General features: G+C 39.4%; 17 protein-coding genes. 9 read left to right on the top strand and 8 right to left on the bottom strand.

Annotated features, from left to right (window positions below):
- Nucleotides 1–15 precede the first annotated feature (15 nt).
- The 3 genes from EJ994_RS00435 to EJ994_RS00425 form a co-directional block, all read right to left on the bottom strand.
- Entirely contained in the window at nt 16–543 is a 528-nt protein-coding gene (locus tag EJ994_RS00435) for an inorganic diphosphatase (protein WP_099573591.1), read from the bottom strand.
- Between the two features lie 75 nt (nt 544–618).
- Nucleotides 619–3,120 (bottom strand): DUF5686 family protein, encoded by a 2,502-nt coding sequence (locus EJ994_RS00430; protein WP_126590721.1) that lies wholly within the window; start codon nt 3,118–3,120, stop codon nt 619–621.
- Nucleotides 3,121–3,223: 103 nt separating this feature from the next.
- On the bottom strand, nt 3,224–4,201 hold the full coding sequence (locus EJ994_RS00425; RefSeq protein ID WP_126590720.1) for a pyruvate dehydrogenase complex E1 component subunit beta: 978 nt from the start codon (nt 4,199–4,201) through the stop codon (nt 3,224–3,226).
- A 175-nt stretch (nt 4,202–4,376) separates the two neighbouring features.
- Between EJ994_RS00425 and EJ994_RS00420 the strand changes: the two genes are divergently transcribed.
- From EJ994_RS00420 to EJ994_RS00385, 8 genes are all read left to right on the top strand, one after another.
- Nucleotides 4,377–5,117, top strand: a complete 741-nt coding sequence (locus tag EJ994_RS00420; RefSeq protein WP_126590719.1) for an electron transfer flavoprotein subunit beta/FixA family protein — start codon at nt 4,377–4,379, stop codon at nt 5,115–5,117.
- A gap of 25 nt (nt 5,118–5,142) precedes the next feature.
- Nucleotides 5,143–6,111 carry an electron transfer flavoprotein subunit alpha/FixB family protein gene (locus EJ994_RS00415; RefSeq protein ID WP_126590718.1) on the top strand — a complete coding sequence of 323 codons (969 nt, stop codon included), beginning with the start codon at nt 5,143–5,145 and terminating at the stop codon, nt 6,109–6,111.
- Between the two features lie 86 nt (nt 6,112–6,197).
- Nucleotides 6,198–6,827, top strand: a complete 630-nt coding sequence (locus tag EJ994_RS00410) for a bifunctional nuclease family protein (RefSeq protein ID WP_099573596.1) — start codon at nt 6,198–6,200, stop codon at nt 6,825–6,827.
- Nucleotides 6,828–6,844: 17 nt separating this feature from the next.
- Nucleotides 6,845–8,311: a NupC/NupG family nucleoside CNT transporter gene (locus EJ994_RS00405; protein WP_126593615.1), complete on the top strand. Its 1,467-nt coding sequence runs from the start codon at nt 6,845–6,847 to the stop codon at nt 8,309–8,311.
- A 165-nt stretch (nt 8,312–8,476) separates the two neighbouring features.
- The gene (locus EJ994_RS00400; protein ID WP_126590717.1) at nt 8,477–9,301 is read left to right on the top strand and encodes a thymidylate synthase; all 825 of its coding nucleotides are present in this window, start codon (nt 8,477–8,479) and stop codon (nt 9,299–9,301) included.
- A 71-nt stretch (nt 9,302–9,372) separates the two neighbouring features.
- On the top strand, nt 9,373–10,533 hold the full coding sequence (egtB, locus tag EJ994_RS00395; protein ID WP_126590716.1) for an ergothioneine biosynthesis protein EgtB: 1,161 nt from the start codon (nt 9,373–9,375) through the stop codon (nt 10,531–10,533).
- A gap of 16 nt (nt 10,534–10,549) precedes the next feature.
- The gene (locus tag EJ994_RS00390) at nt 10,550–11,524 is read left to right on the top strand and encodes an L-histidine N(alpha)-methyltransferase (RefSeq protein ID WP_126590715.1); all 975 of its coding nucleotides are present in this window, start codon (nt 10,550–10,552) and stop codon (nt 11,522–11,524) included.
- Between the two features lie 17 nt (nt 11,525–11,541).
- On the top strand, nt 11,542–11,823 hold the full coding sequence (locus EJ994_RS00385; RefSeq protein WP_126590714.1) for a DUF427 domain-containing protein: 282 nt from the start codon (nt 11,542–11,544) through the stop codon (nt 11,821–11,823).
- Between the two features lie 72 nt (nt 11,824–11,895).
- On the opposite strand, the gene EJ994_RS00380 is transcribed toward EJ994_RS00385, so the two are convergent.
- The 3 genes from EJ994_RS00380 to EJ994_RS00370 form a co-directional block, all read right to left on the bottom strand.
- Nucleotides 11,896–12,192 (bottom strand): isoamylase early set domain-containing protein, encoded by a 297-nt coding sequence (locus EJ994_RS00380; protein ID WP_126590713.1) that lies wholly within the window; start codon nt 12,190–12,192, stop codon nt 11,896–11,898.
- Between the two features lie 152 nt (nt 12,193–12,344).
- The gene (locus EJ994_RS00375) at nt 12,345–13,430 is read right to left on the bottom strand and encodes an aminotransferase class V-fold PLP-dependent enzyme (protein ID WP_126590712.1); all 1,086 of its coding nucleotides are present in this window, start codon (nt 13,428–13,430) and stop codon (nt 12,345–12,347) included.
- Nucleotides 13,431–14,027: a DUF1287 domain-containing protein gene (locus tag EJ994_RS00370; protein WP_126590711.1), complete on the bottom strand. Its 597-nt coding sequence runs from the start codon at nt 14,025–14,027 to the stop codon at nt 13,431–13,433.
- 166 nt (nt 14,028–14,193) lie between these two features.
- On the opposite strand from EJ994_RS00370, the gene EJ994_RS00365 reads away from it, so the two are divergent.
- Nucleotides 14,194–14,694, top strand: a complete 501-nt coding sequence (locus EJ994_RS00365; RefSeq protein WP_241240819.1) for a dihydrofolate reductase — start codon at nt 14,194–14,196, stop codon at nt 14,692–14,694.
- On the opposite strand, the gene murI is transcribed toward EJ994_RS00365, so the two are convergent.
- Complete coding sequence (gene murI / locus EJ994_RS00360) at nt 14,691–15,479, bottom strand: glutamate racemase (RefSeq protein WP_126590710.1); 789 nt, start codon at nt 15,477–15,479, stop codon at nt 14,691–14,693. The two genes, EJ994_RS00365 and murI, sit on opposite strands and share 4 nt — an antisense overlap.
- Nucleotides 15,480–15,487: 8 nt before the next feature.
- Nucleotides 15,488–17,158 (bottom strand): alkaline phosphatase PafA, encoded by a 1,671-nt coding sequence (pafA, locus tag EJ994_RS00355; protein ID WP_126590709.1) that lies wholly within the window; start codon nt 17,156–17,158, stop codon nt 15,488–15,490.
- Nucleotides 17,159–17,185 lie beyond the last annotated feature (27 nt).

Here is a 17,185-nt window from a genome sequence, read left to right as displayed (position 1 = left end):
TGATATCATATTTATCTATATCGTAAAGGTGCGTTTCTTCTTATGTTCACTTTCGTCATAGCGCTTCACACATTCATGGTATATTGCTATGGCCTCGGCCGCATTACCCCAACCACCGGTATCTACTTTCTTTTCCTCCAAATCCTTATAGACTTTGAAAAAATGTTTGATTTCTTTTTTACGATGCGGATTTATGTCGCTTAAATCATATTTGTTGTTCCAAACGGGATCACTAACAGGAACACAGATTATTTTTTCATCGGGCCCTTTTTCGTCCGTCATGTGAAAAACACCTATGGGCCTAACCTCCATCACCACCATGGGATACGTAGGTTCCGTACCCAAAACCAATACGTCCAATGGGTCTTGGTCCAAGGCCAAGGTCTCTGGGACAAAGCCGTAGTCTCCAGGATACATCATGGACGAGAACAACATACGGTCAAATCTTATTTTATGAAGTGTAAAATCGTATTCGTATTTATTTCTACTTCCCTTTGGTATTTCTATTAATACATCAAAAGTTACTTCTTCATCTTTACTCATACTATTTAGTTATTTATGCTATGAACATTAGTTGAACGAAAGCCTGTGCACTAAATTGTTAGACTGCCGTATTTATTAAAAACTAAAACCGAAGGTCCCTGTGATCCCAAAGGGCCTTGCCTCCGGGTTATCCAGATAGTTCCCTCTAAAATTAAAATCAATTCTAAAGATTTTAAAAATATTACCGATACCAAAAGTATACTCGTAGTATATGGTTTCTGAAGGAGCCCTTAACGGTGTATTTATGGTTGCCGGTGCACTCAAAGCCCTGTTGGCATCGGACAAATCTCCCCATACTCCTCTGAGTCCCACAATTTCCCTTAAGTTCAATTTACGCAAAAACGGTATCCTGGAGAAGAGTCGCCCATTAAAATTATGCTCAAGATGTACAGCGGCATAGGTATCCGTTACGAACTCATAAAAATCAAGATTGGGAAAAGTGCCGTAATTAGAGAAAAAGGTCTGGTTACCAGGGACTACACTCAACAGCCCTAAAGGCACTTCTCCAAAGGTTTTTCCAAGTTCTATGGTACTCATTAATCTACCAAACCCTCCGAGTTGCCATGGCTGATTATAGGAGAATTGAAGTTTACTATAATTAAAATCACTATCCAAGAATCCATTTGTGCCTTTGGTGAAGTTAAGCAGCAATGTGCTGTAAGTATCGTTTACATCCCTTCTTTCAACACCATAACCAATAGTCTGTTTGCCCGGTGTAAATATCAACAAAGTATTAAAATCGAATTGTCTTATCTCCGATGCCACCCCTGTAGGAGATGTTGCATCAACATAGTCCAAACTAAAATCATTGGGCAGAGCAGAACTGAGCGTTCTAAACGTACCTCCGACCGAAACCCGTAAATTGGTAATGGGTTCTATTTCAAAATTAAGCGCGCTCAAATTTATGTTCGTTAACCTGTTATTGGCTCCAACGGTTAGTAGTGACGAAGATGCGACGCTCCTTCCCAAAACATCGTTCGTAGCGGTTAGACTAACTCCCAGTTGTTCAATATCCCTTCTATTTCCACCGGATACGATTAACCTGCTCTTTTGATCTAGCAAGAACTTTCCCGAAATTCCGTGCTTAAATTTTTTATCGGTAAAACCGTAGGCTCCGTAACCCTCAACACGCCATAGATCGTTTTGCCCGCGATAAGTCCTTGCACCAAGCCGAACTCTGGGTCCTTCCGCATCGTTAAAACCGAAAAAATCATAGATGGTGCCTATATCCAGGTTCCATTTATCAATCTCCACATACCCAGAGCCTAGGACGCTCACTATATTGTAGTAGGACTTAAACTTTGGTACTGTTTTTAGCGTATCGAGCAACTTGTAAATTCCGGCCTCGTCTTTATTAAGGGATTCCAGCCTATTCTCTTCCCAAAAAGCATCATCCTTTACGATGAGTTTAGGGTCTAAAGGATTTCCTTTGCTTCGGTAAAACTCTTTTGGCTGTGCCTTATCAAATTCATAATTATCAAAAACCGTCGTCCGTTTACCATAAACACCCCTTGATTCCTCTTTCTTTTTAAAACTAAAATCACTTAACATATAATCCCGCTTAAGTAAAAAGACGGAATCGTTCATCACCTCAAAATCTTGCTCTATGTAAATTTCCTTGACCCAATTGATATTGGCACTTTTGGTCACTTCCAAGTTGATGTTCTTTATGGCCCAAGTAGAATCATTTACCCAAAAATCTCCTTTGAACGTAAGTTCATTCTTTCGACGCGGATAATAGACAATATTATAACACCATTTGTTATCGATAAAGGCACTATCCCTTAATGCATAATTATAGGTATCTACTCCCGTTCGTGACAATGGACTGGTAAAGCTCTTATCAAAAAACTTTAGGTAATTATCATAAATGTCATAATTCTGGTAAAGGTCCTTTACAAAAGCGATGATGGCCTGATTATTGTCAAAACCCGAATTCTTGTTCCCCAAGACTTCCTCTATCTCTTCTTTGAGATTATTATCGCCATACACCTTGGAAAAGGTTTCGTTCAAAAATATGGGCAGATAGGTTTTGCCGGTAATCCTAGACGTATCCAAATCCTGAAACACGAACTCGAGTCCCTTGAAAATTTTTCGTTGCATTAGGGCACTATCAATCGTATTGAGGTCAAACTCTACTTTTTCATACTTATCAAAAGCGTACTGTTTAAATTTCCGTACCCCGTTCTCTCGTTTCTTGGCCCATATTTTTCGAAGTATGTCTACGGCCGGATTATTCTTTTTAGACTGCTTTCCGGAAATTAACACCACCTCGTTTAATTGTTCTGCTGCTTCCGCGAGAACAATCTCCATCTCATAATTGACCCTAGATTTTAAAGTTATTTCCTGATTTTCGAACCCGATGAAGGATACGATCAAAATCTCATGATTATTATCCGACTCTAAGTAAAATCTACCATTATCATTGGTGATCGTTCCTTCGGTAGAGTTCTTGAACAATACGTTGGCAAAAGCTACAGGCTCGCCCGCATCATCCAAAACCATACCGCTAACCTTGGTTTGAGCACTACTTATAGCAATAAAGAAAAGAAAAAAGGAAAATATGATTTGTTTCATGAATGATGATGTTCTCAAAAGCTACGCTGCAAATAACATACCAACAAAAAAGCTTCTTTGACCTTGGTCGAAGAAGCTAAGATACTTTTACAAAGTTTGATAATTATTTATATAATACTTTTTTAACCGCATTCACCACATCCTTATGGTTTGGTAACCACTCCTCCAATAATACGGGAGAATAGGGAGCAGGAGTGTCCGCAGTGTTAATTTTAACAATTGGAGCATCCAAATAATCAAACGCATGAGCCTGAACGTGATAAGTGATTTCCGTAGCAATATTACCAAAAGGCCAAGCTTCTTCTAATACCACTAAACGATTGGTTTTCTTGACCGACTTTAAAATTGCTTCATAGTCCATTGGTTTAACGGTACGTAAATCAATAATCTCACAACTTATACCCTCTTTCTCTAACTCGTCGGCAGCCTTGTCCGCTTCCTTTATAATTTTACCGAAAGACACAATGGTAACATCGCTGCCTGTTCTTCGCATATCTGCAACGCCCAGGGGGATGGTATATTCTCCTTCGGGAACCTCACCCTTATCTCCGTACATCTGCTCCGATTCCATGAAAATGACCGGATCATCATCCCTAATGGCCGCTTTTAAAAGTCCTTTGGCATCTGCGGGATTAGATGGAACCACCACTTTAAGACCTGGACAGTTGGCGTACCAACTTTCAAATGCCTGTGAATGCGTAGCTGCTAATTGACCCGCCGAAGCAGTAGGTCCCCTAAAAACTATAGGACAAGGAAATTGCCCACCGGACATTTGCCTGATCTTTGCAGCATTATTTATTATCTGGTCAATACCGACCAACGCAAAATTAAATGTCATAAATTCTACTATGGGTCTGTTCCCTGTCATCGTAGACCCTACGGCAACGCCCGCAAAACCCAATTCGGAGATAGGCGTATCTATGACCCTTTTCTCTCCAAACTCATCTAACATACCTTTAGAAGCTTTGTAGGCACCATTGTACTCAGCAACCTCCTCACCCATCAAATAAATGGATTCATCTCTTCTCATCTCTTCTGACATGGCTTCGGCAATAGCCTCTCTAAACTGTAATGTTTTCATGTATATGGATAATTATATAGATTCTATTCGTATGAAAGCAAGCAAAAATAGCAAATATTATGTCAATTTAATGAATGCTGGAATCAAAAAAAGTTATAAAATTTACTATGCATGCATAATAAATTTGGAAATTATTAGCTATCTTCGTTGCCATCATTTTAAAAGCATTTCATAAATGAAAATATTAGTTTGCATAAGTAATGTTCCAGACACTACTTCAAAGATAAATTTTACTGAAGGAGATACTAAATTCGATACGAACGGGGTTCAATTCGTAATCAACCCTAATGATGAATTTGGATTGACCAGGGCAATGTGGTTTAAAGAAAAACAAGGCGCTACCGTTCATGTTGCCACGGTCGGAGGTCCTAATGTAGAACCCACAATGCGCAAGGCTCTGGCTATTGGCGCCGATGAGGCCATACGGGTTAACGCAGAACCTACAGATGGTTTTTTTGTTGCCCAGCAACTTGCGGATGTTGTTAAAAACGGAGCCTATGATTTGGTTATAGGAGGTAGAGAATCTATTGATTATAATGGCGGAATGGTGCCGGGTATTTTGGCATCGTTACTGGATATGAACTTTGTAAATACCTGCGTACAACTTGAGGTGGACGGGAGCACCGCGACTGCAACAAGAGAAATAGATGGCGGTAAAGAAACCTTAAGCACTAGCCTTCCTTTAGTGGTTGGCGGACAAAAAGGTCTTGTTGAAGAAAGTGATCTTCGCATCCCAAATATGAGAGGAATAATGCAAGCGCGCCAGAAAAAATTAACTGTTGTTGAACCCGTTGATACTGCTAACACAACGGAAGATGTTAAGTTTGATAAGCCCGCACCAAAGGGAGCCGTAAAGCTTGCTAACGATGTAGACGAATTGGTGAACCTACTTCACAACGAGGCCAAAGTAATATAGGTAGTTAATCTAAAAAGAAAGAAAAATGTCAGTTGTTGTATATACAGAATCCGAAAACGGAAAATTGAAAAAAAATGCCTTCGAAGTAGCTTCTTATGCGGCCGAAGTTGCAAAGCAGTTAGGCACATCCGCCACCGCGGTAACCATAAATTGTGATGAGAACGAGCTGCTTGGAGATTACGGAATTACGAAGGTCTTACACGTAAAAAACGACGCCTTAGGCACCTTTAACGCTAAAGCTTATGCGCAAGTGGTCGTTAGTGCAGTCGAAAACGAAAGTGCTACGGTCACCATCGTTAGCTCTAGTGCGGACACCAAATTCATGGCACCACTGCTAGCGGCATCTTTAAATGCAGGTTATGTACCTAATGTCGTTGCGGCACCAGAGAGTACCAGCTCTTTCACAGTAAAAAGAACAGTTTTTAGCAACAAAGGTTTTGCCCATACGGCCATAAATTCCGAGAAGAAAGTGATCGGTGTTTCCAATAATGCTTTTGGTGCTATTGAGAATAAGACCAGTGCTACCGTTGAAGATTTCGCCGTGTCCCTATCCGATAATGCCTTTAGTACCAAATCAACGGAAATAGATAAGGTAGTCGGTAAAGCAACTATTGCTGATGCCGATATCGTCGTATCCGCGGGAAGAGGTTTAAAGGGGCCAGAGAATTGGGGAATGGTAGAAGAATTAGCCGATGTACTCGGTGCCGCGACGGCATGTTCCAAGCCCGTTTCCGATTTAGGCTGGAGACCTCACGGAGAGCACGTAGGACAGACCGGGAAACCTGTAGCAAGTAATCTTTATATCGCAATAGGAATCTCTGGAGCCATACAGCACCTAGCAGGTGTTAGCGCATCAAAAACAAAGGTGGTTATTAATACGGACCCTGAAGCTCCATTTTTTAAAGCCGCGGATTACGGCATCGTGGGTGATGCTTTTGAAGTGGTGCCACAACTCATCGAAAAATTAAAGGATTTTAAAGCTCAAAACAGCTAAATTTTGTTAATTTGTGCCCCGAAAGGGCTGTTCAAATAGTTGGAGTCCCAAGTATCTGAACAGCCTTTTTTATTTTAAACTATCCAATGAGTCTAGTACGATTGAAAATAAAGGGTATTTCCTATAGCCAAACGCAGAATGGTGCCTATGCCCTTATATTGAACGAAGTTGAGGGAGACCGAAAATTACCTATCGTCATAGGGGCTTTTGAAGCGCAATCCATTGCCATAGCCTTGGAAAAAGAGATAAAACCACCGAGACCGCTTACCCATGACCTATTTAAAAATTTTTCGGATAGGTTTGAAATTGTCATTAAACAGGTGATCATACACAAACTGGTGGATGGTGTTTTCTATTCCAGTATTATATGCGAACGAGACGGAATAGAGGAAATCATTGACGCAAGAACAAGTGACGCGATTGCTTTGGCATTGCGGTTTAACGCACCCATCTTTACATATAAGACCATTCTGGACAAAGCGGGTATTTTCTTGAAATTCTCGCCTAAGGACGGCGACAAGAAAGATACTGACGACAGCATTATGGTAGATGAGATTCTTCAAGAGGGGGAAACAATTTCCATAGACCAAGGTGCAACCGATGGATATACTGAATTAAGTATAGATGAACTAGAAAAGGAATTGGCCAAAGCAGTGGCCAATGAAGATTACGAGAAAGCCGCAAAGCTAAGGGATGAAATATCCAAAAGGAATTAATGGACAAACCCCTATTTATGAAAAAAGGTACTTGGTTGCTTACAACATTCTGCCTACTTGTAACCCTTAGCCTTTTTTCCCAGACCACAGCTCCAGTTACCGAATCCCTTAGTAATCCTGTAGACACGACCATCATAAACGATGTAGCTTCGGATACCATGAATTCTGCTATTCCCAGTGAAGGTTTTTCACTAAATAGCCTCTGGCGAGGTATTTTGGGCATGATAGTGCTACTTTCCCTAGCATTCTTGTTCAGTTCCAATCGTAAGGCGATTAACTGGAGAACCGTAGGTATTGGTCTTTGCCTGCAACTATTGATAGCCATTGGGGTGCTTAAAGTGCCCTTTGTACAGTTGATATTTGAACAAATCGGTAAAATATTCGTGAGCATTTTAGAATTTACCCGTGCCGGCAGTAAATTTCTCTTTGAAGGTCTTGTCGTTGACACAGGCACCTTTGGGTATATTTTCGCTTTTCAGGTACTACCTACCATAATTTTCTTTTCCGCCTTAACATCTTTACTTTTTTACTTGGGAGTAATACAAAAGGTGGTAAAGTGGCTTGCTTGGTTGTTATCTAAAAGTCTGGGTATTTCAGGAGCGGAAAGTCTTTCCGTAGCCGGTAATATTTTTTTGGGCCAGACCGAAGCTCCATTATTGATCAAGGCTTATTTGGAGAAAATGACAAAGTCGGAAATTCTCTTAGTCATGGTTGGAGGCATGGCTACCGTGGCCGGTGCTGTCTTAGCGGCTTATATAGGATTTTTAGGAGGAGAGGATGAAACTTTACAATTATTATTCGCAAAACACCTTTTAGCAGCCTCCGTTATGGCCGCGCCAGGTGCTATTGTAATTTCTAAAATGTTGTACCCACAAACGGAGGCGGTCAATACTGACGTTACTGTTTCTTCAGAAAAAATAGGATCTAATCTCCTTGATGCTATTGCCAATGGCACAACCGAAGGTCTAAAACTAGCTGTGAATGTTGGCGCCATGCTCTTAGTTTTTGTTGCTATTATTGCCATGGTAAACGGTATTTTGGAATGGACGGGAGATTTTACCAATCTCAATGGCTGGATGGCAGAGAACACCTCTTATCAAAAATTTTCTTTGGAAGCTATTCTAGGAACCATATTTGCCCCTTTAATGTGGCTGATAGGTATTGCCAAAGAAGATATTATGCTCATGGGGCAATTACTAGGTATTAAATTGGCCGCAAGCGAATTTGTGGGCTATATTCAATTGGCAGAATTGAAGGACATGACCAGCTTGCCACACTTAAAGTTCAACAAATCCATTATCATGGCCACTTATATGCTTTGTGGATTTGCCAACTTTGCTTCAATAGGTATACAAATTGGCGGAATAGGCTCACTAGCCCCCGGCCAAAGAAAGATCCTTTCAGAGTTTGGAATGAAAGCTGTTTTGGGCGGATCATTAGCATCACTCTTATCTGCAACAATTGCCGGTATGATTTTGGGGTAAAAGCCCCTCCCCTAAATCCCCTCCCCAAAGGGAAGAGGACTTCTAAATACTAGTTGATAAATAGTTTATAATCAAATTTGTTTTTAATAGCTAAACAGCTCCAATACTTTTATTTTAGTATTCTTAAAAAGTATCTCTCCCTTTGGGGAGACGGAAGAGGGGCCTATGAAACAATACCACGACTTATTAAAACACGTACTGGCTGAAGGTAACCAAAAAGGAGATCGCACGGGAACAGGTACAAAAAGTGTTTTCGGTTACCAAATGCGATTTGACCTTAGTAAAGGGTTTCCCATGGTAACCACAAAAAAATTACACTTAAAATCCATTGTATACGAACTGCTTTGGTTTTTAAAGGGAGACACCAATATTGCATACCTGCAGGAAAACGGAGTTAGAATATGGAACGAATGGGCAGACGAAAACGGTGATTTGGGTCCCGTTTACGGGCATCAATGGCGTAATTGGAACGATGATGAAATAGACCAGATAAAAGAAGTCGTCCATTCTCTGAAAACCAACCCAAACAGCCGAAGAATGCTGGTATCCGCTTGGAATCCCAGTGTGCTTCCAGATACTTCAAAATCGTTTTCTGAAAACGTAGCGAACAACAAAGCGGCATTGCCCCCTTGTCACGCATTTTTTCAGTTTTACGTGGCCGATGGTAAATTATCTTGCCAACTCTATCAAAGAAGCGCGGATATTTTCTTGGGCGTTCCTTTTAATATCGCCTCTTATGCATTATTTACCATGATGATGGCCCAGGTCTGTGGCTACGAATCAGGTGATTTTATTCACACTTTTGGTGACGCCCATATTTACAATAACCACATGGAACAGGTTGAACTGCAATTGAGCAGGGAACCTAGACCGCTACCTAAAATGGCGCTCAACCCAGAGGTGAAAAATATTTTTGATTTTAAGTATGAGGATTTTACTTTATTAGATTATAATCCACACCCTCATATAAAAGGGACGGTAGCGGTATAATTGCAATCTCTTATCCTTATGCATTAATTACCAAAAACCTATTTTATTTATCTTTATAGAAAATTGTTTGCATGATTCTTACCCATACGCTTCTGGATTTCTTCATTGAAACACGGAAGCATTCAGAAACTATTTGTTTTCCGCTTGAGACAGAAGACTATGTAGTTCAACCCATTGTGGACGTATCTCCGCCAAAATGGCATCTGGGACATACTACTTGGTTTTTTGAAGAGTTCATACTCAAAGTCTATCAACCAGACTACAAGGTCTTCAATACTGATTTCTCATTTGTGTTCAATAGTTATTATGAGACCGTAGGTAAGAGAGTGATCAGAGCCGATAGAGGTAATATGTCCAGACCTTCCGTACAAGAAGTTTACGATTACAGGAAATATGTAACCTCAGCACTCACCGAATTATTGTCCGAAGTACAAAATACCACATTACATGAAGTACTGGAAATAGGGATACACCATGAAAAACAACATCAAGAATTATTGTTGACGGATATTAAATACATCTTAGGCAACAATCCGCTACTGCCTAAATATTCCGATACTTTTCAAGAGCATGTTCCTGAAAAGCATGCCCATGAATGGATACCCATTACGGAAGGAATTTATGAAATAGGTCATGCCAACGAAGGTTTCTGTTATGACAATGAACTAGGGAGACACAAGGTTTATCTGAATGACTACTCCATAGCCAACCGTTTGGTGACCAATGGAGAATTCATAGCCTTCATAGAAGCAGGAGGTTACCAAAGGTTTGAACTTTGGCATGCAGAAGGATGGGATTGGGTGAATAAAGAAGCTATTAGTGCTCCCTTATATTGGCATAAAATTGATGGTGAATGGCACCATTACACACTAAACGGTTTACGAGAAATAACCTTGAATGAACCCCTGACCCATATTTCTTATTTTGAGGCTTTTGCCTATGCCCAATGGAAGGATTGCAGACTTCCCACTGAATTTGAATGGGAAGCGGCACAGCATTTGTTTTCATGGGGACAGCGTTGGGAATGGACTGAAAGTGCCTACCTCCCCTATCCCAATTATAAAAAAGCCGATGGAGCCCTAGGGGAATACAATGGTAAGTTTATGGTAAACCAAAAAGTTCTTAGAGGTAGTTCCGTAGCTACCCCAAACAACCATTCTAGACCCACCTATCGCAATTTTTTTCAAACGAACTTAAGATGGCAATTTACCGGTTTAAGGTTAGCCAAATAATTACGACATAGCATCTATGCAAAACGAAACCGAACCAAAGTTTACTTCCCAATTTCAAAGGGAGGTCTACCAAGGTCTTACAGCCTATCCCAAGTATTTATCCTCAAAATATATTTACGACAAAGCCGGAGATAAGCTTTTTCAAGATATTATGGCTATGCCCACATATTATCTTACGGATACCGAATTTTTAATTTTAGAAAAGCACAAGGAAGAAATAGCTTCTTATTTTTCCAACGGAGATAGTTTTTTCCACCTCATTGAAATGGGTGCCGGTGATGGTAAGAAAACAAAGATATTACTACGTCATTTTACAGAAAAAGACATCAACTTTACCTTTAGACCAATAGATATAAGCCAAAACGCGCTAGATTCCCTCAAAAAGAATTTAGAGATAGAAATACCAGGTCTTAAAACAGAACCGCTGCAAGGAACTTATTTTGAAACGCTGGAAACACTTCATTTTAATTCAGAGGAAAGAAAAGTGATTCTATTCCTAGGCTCAAACATTGGTAACCTCTTACATGAGCAGGCCATTGAATTTTTATCCAAAGTGCAAAGTTACATGCAACCAAACGACCTTTTATTTATAGGCTTTGACCAAAAAAAGAACCCCCAGACGATACTGAACGCTTATAATGATCAAGAGGGAATTACCGCAGCTTTCAATAAAAATTTATTAGTCCGTATCAATAGAGAACTACATGCCAATTTTAAACTTGACAAGTTCATCCATTGGGAAGTCTATGACCCTGAAACGGGCACGGCAAAAAGCTTTTTAGTGTCGAAAGAAAATCAAAAAGTGCATATTGCTGATTTAGGTCTGAATCTCTCCTTTGAAGCTTGGGAAACCATTCACACGGAAATTTCTCAAAAATATGACGACCAAACAGTGAAATGGCTGGCTGAAAAATCGGGACTGCAAGTTATTACAGAATTTACCGACTCAACGAACTATTATAAAAATTATCTTTTTAAAAAGTCAGTTTAACAACTAAAATAAAAGCCATGAAAGCTATTTGGAACAATACCGTAATTGCAGAAAGTGATGATACGCTCATAGTAGAAAACAATCATTACTTCCCAGCAGAAAGTATTAAAAAAGAATATTTTAAAAGTAGTGACACTCATACTTCTTGTCCGTGGAAAGGAACAGCCTCTTATTACACCTTAGAAGTTGATGGAAAACAAAACCCGGATGCGGCCTGGTACTACCCAGAGGTAAGTGAATTGGCCAAAGGAATTAAAGGAAGAGTGGCTTTCTGGAAAGGTGTCACAGTAGAAAAATAATTGGTTATAAAGGCTTAAATGCAAAAGGCATGGAGAATATCCATGCCTTTTTTACAACTTTTCCTGACTATGTTATACTTCTAGAACAGCGTTCTCAGAACCTGCATAATCATTCCACTGATAACGATCAGCTTCAGTTTCGTTAACGTAAGTACCATCAACGATGTACTTAAACTCAAAAGAATTTTCTTTTGGTAGATCAAACGTACCTTTAAAAGTTCCGTTCTTCAATTTTTTTAAAGTGCTGCCTTTTGGGCTCCAATTATTGAAATCTCCAACTACCGCTACTTTTTTTGCTTCTTCAGCAGGCACGGTAAAAGTTACCTTACATACTGGTTTTGTTTTTAAATATTGTTTTGCAATTGCCATGTTAATTCATTTTTAGAATATACGGCAAAACTACTGCATTAAGATGCTCATTTACAATGACTAACATCATTTTTATCATTTTGATAAAAATTTAGCAACATTTAACGTCAATTTTAAAATTAGAACCTCCAAAAATTAGAAGTAGTTAATAGCTATAAGGCTGTCTTTAAGATTTTTACAATAGCATCTATCTCATTTTCTGTATTGTAAAAGTGAAAACTAAGCCTAACACCGTCTCCTCGTTGTGCACAACTCACATTATTCTCTAATAAATGATTGAAAACCCTAGTATCTACCTTTATATTAAAAATAGTACTGTGCGCTTTTCGTTCCACAATTCTATCTTCAAGTAACCCAAGGGAATTAAACTGTTGTTTTGCTTTTTCAGAAAGCAATTGATTATACTGTGATATTTTATCCATTCCTATGCGCTGCATAAATTCCATCGAAAATTTAAGACTTCCAAAATTTAGGCATGACAAATGTCCTGGCTCAAATTGCTTTGCAAAACGTATTGCATCTTTTTTACCGAAATCGCCATTGGCCGCATTGAAACCAATAGTGGACAAAGAAAATAGTTCCTTTACACTGTCCGAGAATAACATAAAACCATTTCCATAACCGGCCAAAAGCCATTTATAGGCACTTGCCCCCAAAACATCTATCCCAGAATCTGCAAAGTTAAATTGCCTTGTGCCGCAAAATTGTGTCCCATCTGCAATGATTATTAAATTAGGATAGGTAGTTTTTAATTTCTTGATAAAAGCCAAATCAATTAAAAAACCATCTAGCCATTGCACAACACTTAGCGCCAAAACATCGATATGTTGAGCGCCTATTGCTTTTTCTATTTTCTCCTCAACGGTAGCACTCGTTTTTACATAAGAGATGTCAAAGTCTCTGTTTTCAAAAGACCAATTGACGGAAGGATAGTCGTTCTCCAGAAGTAAAATCTTCTTTTTGGGATGAAGACCTTCTAGCAAAACATTGAGTCCTGTGGAAAAATTGTTGATCAAGGCTACATTCTCCCTTTTGCAGTTAAAGAACTGACCAACAGTCTTGCGGGTATCAGAAAGTATTTGAAGTGATTTTTCCCGCATTCCGCTTCCGTGCAGCAGAAAATCTAAATCGTGCTCTTGGCGCCAATCTATAAGAGAATCGTACAAGGGCCCATACACTGCTGTGTTCGCGTAAATACCTTTTCGCGTTACCGGAAATTCCTTTCTTACTTTATCCATCTATTCTTTATATCTATAATGCCCAATTATCTTAAAATCAAAAAGCATATCCTCAAGAACTTGTCCGGCGCCAATGTTATGAACAATAAGGTTTCTCTTTCCATCTTTTGATTTTTTATCCACCACTATACCAATATGTGTTAGTCCATGACCTAAATCCCAACAAACAATATCCCCGGGTAGATAATCTGTTGCCAGTTCTGAATTAACTTTTACCTCGCCATGTCGTTCAAAAAACCTCATCAAATTAGGAACCCTACGATGATCTATATTCTTATCCGTTGTTGTTAAACCCCAATTATTTGGATAAGCCTCAAAATTGGACCTCATGTCCTCATGCACTTCTTTTTGTAAATCTATTGCCAACTTTCTATAGGCGCGAATAATGACATCTGTACAAACACCCTTATCGCTCGGAACATCACCGTTGGGATATTTTAGTGCAAAATAACTGGGGTCATAACTTACCCTTTGGTTCGTGAGCTCAAGAGCGTAATCGGATAATGTAGCTGATTGTACTGTAGTTTGAGACGTACAAAAAAGACTGCTAAGAACTATGAAGCATCCTATGATATACGTTAGCCGGTTATTATACATCTTATGACTAGAAATTAAGGCAGCAATGAAAAAAGACAATTCTGAATAAAAGAACAAATTAAACCAGAAAATCCCAATTAGCTTATCTTTAACCTAAAGATAGCCATAGTCCTATTTACTTGGTCCGCTTTTTGCATTTGATTAAGATATATTTAAAAATACTTAAGTGAACAGTATTACCATAATTGCCGCCGCCGCGGAGAATAACGCCCTTGGAAAGGACAACGACCTTTTGTGGCACCTGCCAAACGATTTTAAGCGTTTTAAAAAATTAACAACGGGACATAAAATCATCATGGGTCGTAAGACCTTTGAAAGCTTTCCTAAACCACTGCCTAACCGCATCCATATTATAATAACTCGGGATAAAAATTATACGGTGCCCTTTAAGGATTGTATCATAGTCCACGGGCTTGAAGAAGCTTTGAAACTGGCGGAAGACGAAAATGTTTTTATTATTGGTGGAGGTGAAATTTATCGTCAGGGACTACCTTATTCCAACAAGATTGAACTTACAAGAGTGCACAGTAATTTTGAAGCGGACACTTTTTTCCCTAAGATCGATACAGAAAAATGGGAACTTGTCTCCGAAAAATATCACCCAAAAGATGAAAAACACGCATATGCTTTTACGTACCTAACGTACCATAAAATTTCAGGTTCTTAAAAGTCTAAAAAGCTTACTTCTTGCTGAACCGATTCCTTGAGGACAAAACGCTGCAAAACAGCTACATCCCCATTGGTAAAAAATTGGTGCGTTCCTTTTTCGCTGGCCCTATTTAAATTTCCCACTTTTTTCAAAATTGCTTTGGTCTGCCTAGCCACTGCTTCGCCCGAATCGATAATTTGCACATGCTCCGGCAACAACTCCTTTAATACAGGTATTAAATAAGGATAATGCGTACATCCCAATACAAGGTAATCTATATCCTTAGCGATCATCGGTTCTAAAAATTCTTTTAAAAGCCCTCTGATAGCCTCACTTTGTAATGCCCCTTTTTCTATAAGCTCCACTAAACCTTTACCCTGTTGCTCAATAATTTCTATTCCTTCGGCGTGGTTTTGAGCAGTACTATGAAACAAAGTGCTGGACAAAGTTCCTTTAGTCGCCAATACACCAACCCGCTTTGATTTTGAATTTAATGCTGCCGGTTTTATCGCCGGTTCAATGCCGATAAGAGGTATTTTGTACGTTTTTCTTAAATAGTCAATCGCATTGGTGGTGGCCGTATTGCAGGCTACAACTATCAGCTTACACCCTTTATCTAAGAGAAATTCAGTATTCTTGATACTTAACCGTAGTATTTCCTCAGGTGATTTTTCTCCGTAGGGAGCATTTCTACTATCCGCTAAATATATACAATGCTCGTTAGGCAAAAGGTTATGGATTTCTTTCCATATGGATGTACCTCCCACGCCCGAGTCAAATATACCTATTGGAAGTCTACTCATAATAATAATTACTGTAATACCTCTGGAATAGGCTTTCCCGTGGTACCGCTTGGAAAGGAAATTCCCAACAAGGCGGCCACCGTAGGGGCAATATCGGGAATTTCTGTCCGTAGTACTGTATTTCCTTTTTTGATGCCTTTCCCGTAGAAAAGTAATGGCGTATGTGTGTCATATATTTGAGGAGAACCATGAGTGGACCCTGTCATAGGATAGCTAATAGTGTTAGGCTTTAAGACCACCAAGACATCACCGGACCGTTTTTGGTTATACCCCTTTTGAAGTATGTACGGGATACCAGAAGTATACTGATATTGCCACATTTGATACCCTGTATATACCTTATCTACATAATCGTAACCCAGAAATTCTTTCGCAATCTCCTCTTGTACATCTTTTAAACTTAAATCCAAGTTCTTTATAATCTTATGATCTAAAAACAATTGCAGATTTGAAAAATTCTTTACTATATCTTCCGTTCCGTACTTATATTTTAAAAAATCCGAAAACTTGTCTTTCGTAGTGTTATAATCTACATGACCTGCCGGTATCTTAACATCCTTCAAATAAGCAGGCACTTCTATGGCACCATGATCAGCGGTCAAAAAGAGTGTATATTCCCCTTCGCCAACATTTTTGTCCAATGCTTTGAACAAACGCGCCAGGTCTTCATCTAGTCGCAAGTAAGTATCTTGAATTTCTTTTGAATTGACCCCGAATTTATGTCCTACATAATCGGTGCTAGAAAAACTTATTGCCAAAAAATCCGGTATATCATCCTTTCCCAGGTTTTCATTTTTTAATGCTTCAATGGCAAAATCAGCGGTAATACTATTCCCATAAGGCGTGGCCTTAATAAATTCAAAATCCCTTGTCTTATCCAATAAGTTTGGAGTGCTATGGGGAAAGGTAGGTGTCATTTCCGTCTCAAACAGCCCTTCGTACTTATTGTCATCCGTTCCACTTTCCGTGTAGCTGGTGATATCCCTTAAAGTATTCCAAGGTTTTTTGTAAGACTGTGCCGCACCAGAAGAATTAAAATCGTTCACCCATTTTGGCAACGTGGTCATATAATATGAACTAGTTATCCATTTTCCCTCGTCGGCACCATGAAACCAATAAGCAGCATTGGCCGTATGCCCCCCTGGAAGAACTGCACCTCTATCCTTTAACGCTATAGCAATGGTCTTACCCCTCATCTGTGTATGTAGGCGCAACTCATCGGTAATTGTTGTACCCGTCATACGATGTGGTGACATTTTTCCGGCATCAGACATGGTACCCACAGAACTATAGCTATCATCGGACGCACAGTAGACTTCAATATCCTGTTCTTTGTCATACCAATTGTTTCCAATAATACCATGCGTAGCAGGAGTGGTACCGGTATATACCGAGGTATGCCCTGGCCCTGTGCTAGTAGGCGCATAATTAAAGTGGTTATTCTTACAGTTAAAACCTTCTTCCACCATTCGCTTAAACCCGTCATCTCCAAAATCATTATAAAAACGGGTCAAATAATCATAACGCATTTGGTCTACAACGATACCCACTACCAATTTTGGCGAAGTCCTAAGATTACTCTCATCTACCATTTTGCCTTTCTTTTGTGCCGATAGGTTGAACACAGTGAAAATACCTGCAAAAAGGGTTAAAAAGGAAATTCGATTTCTTTTGTTCATGCTGCGAATGTTGATGCGTAAAAGTAA

Origin of the sequence: Maribacter sp. MJ134 (assembly GCF_003970695.1) — a bacterium.
Lineage (GTDB): Bacteria > Bacteroidota > Bacteroidia > Flavobacteriales > Flavobacteriaceae > Maribacter.
The sequence above is the reverse complement of the archived record's forward strand: the minus strand, read 5'-3'. Positions and strand labels throughout refer to the sequence as shown.